The organism is Actinokineospora sp. (assembly GCF_050699995.1).
In the GTDB taxonomy this organism is placed as follows: Bacteria; Actinomycetota; Actinomycetes; order Mycobacteriales; family Pseudonocardiaceae; genus Actinokineospora.
In genome coordinates this window covers 1-1,822 of the sequence record NZ_JBOHGC010000256.1, presented here as the reverse complement: position 1 = coordinate 1,822, position 1,822 = coordinate 1, and the positions used below count along the sequence as shown (strand labels likewise).

The following is a 1,822-nucleotide window of genomic DNA, read 5'->3' as shown; positions in this document are numbered from 1 at the left end:
GCGGTGCCGATCACCTCCACCTCCAGCCCGGCCACCGTGAAGGTTTTCTCCGTGCACCCCGCACCGCTCGCGCAGCTCACCGGGGTCGTGTTGTCGATCGGCGGCTCACCCGTCCCCAGCATGTCGTGCACGATGAGGCCGGCCGCCGCGAACTCGATGGTGCGCCGCCCGGTCCCGCGGGTCGCCGGGTAGTTCGGCAGCGGCACGACGTAGCTCAGCACCACGCGGCCGTACCCCTGGTTGTTGTTGCCGATGACCCCGACCGGCACGCCGCCGATCGTCCCCATGTCCACGGCGCGGGAGCGGGCGACGGTCTGGTCGTTGGCGTTCACCCGGGGCGGCTCGTTGAACTCCTCCGCGAAATCGGTCCCGGCGACCAGGGCGGCGCGCACCAAGCTGCCGGAGACGGCGGGGTTGCGGTCGGCGTCCGCCCGCGCCCCCGTCGGGTAGAAGCCCTGGGCGAAGTAGTCGCGGACGATCGCCCCCGCCGCGGCGACGTATCCGGCCGCGAACGAGGTGCCGAAGTTCTGGTCGTCGATCTGGTTCTCCACCGGGGCCAGGTTGTCGTTGTCGCTGCTGCGCACGGTGGCCGGCTCCTGGTACAGCGGGTAGCCGAAGTAGGCCGAGCCGTCCGAGGCCACCGACATGACGATCGGTGCGGTCCTCAGGGACGCCGGCGTGGCCGGACCCTTGGAGCTGGCGTCGAACACCAGCTCCTGGGTGAAGATGTCGGAGGCGGCGGAGGGGTCGGCCCAGGTGCCGCCGACCGTCACCACGTTCTTGGCCGTCGCCGGCGGCGGTATCTGCGGCGGCCGGGGCAGGTTCGGATCGTTGTCGGCCGCCGTGCCGTCGAACAGGTCGGGCCACTGCACCTCGAAGCCGGCGCGCGCGAAGCCCTGGTTGCCCACGGGGCTGAACACCATGTAGTCGCGGTTGTTGACCAGGAACAGGTCGAGATGCCGCGACTCCAGCGTGTAGGCGCCGTTCTCGGGGTTGTACTGGATGTTGTCGAAGTTGGGCACCCCGAACGGCATGACGTGCAGGTGCACCTCGTTGCCGCCGCCGACCACCCCGGCGCAGGGGCCCGTCCCGTTCTGCTTCGGGCAGATCGCCAGGCTCAGCCGGTCCAGCAGCGGGCCCGGGTTCACGCTGCCGCCGGTCTCGACAATCTCGTTCGCCGTGCAGCGGGTCTGGCCTGCCGCGTCCTGCATGATGATGCGGGCCCCGCGCGCCAGGGCATCCATGCTGACCGGCCGGAGCGGCGCGCCGGTCGCCGGGTCGAACGCCTTGGAGTACCGGAAGCCCAGCTCACCCGGATTGGCGGCGATCACCCCGGCCACCACGTTTCCGTGCGTGTTCCTGCCCGACAGCAGGCCGTCGCAGGTGGCCCCCGAGTCCTCGACGGTCTGGATCGCGTGCACCTTGCGGTGGAACATCGTCCCGACCAGGTTGTCCAGGGTCTCAGTCTGGGTCGCCGTCTGCGAGAACGCGACCGCGTCGTAGCTGATGCCGTTGTCCGTGACCGCGACGAGCTGCGGCGGGACCGCGTCCGACCCGTCGTTCAGGCGCTGCCCGTCGGGGGTCGTCGCGCTGCCCCGGCTGGTCCCGGTGTCGATCCCGCCCCCGTCGATCCCCAGATCGTGGTAGGGGCGGGCGCCGCCGAACCCCTGGTCGTAGGTCCCGATCATCAGGACGGTCGGCACCTCGGAGTTGCTCAGGGCGAACTCCAGGCGCTCCTGGATCGCCGCGACCTCCGGGACCCTGGCGATCCGGCCGATCTGCGGGGTGCGGGCGCGGACCAGGAGGACCGAGCCGTCCAGGC

At 71.2% G+C, this 1,822-nt stretch carries 1 protein-coding gene; it reads right to left on the bottom strand.

The genetic code is table 11. The features are described from left to right. Window positions 1-1,822, bottom strand: a 1,822-nt coding sequence (locus ACRDSQ_RS13175) for a hypothetical protein (protein WP_431421279.1), incomplete at both ends; no start/stop codon positions are given.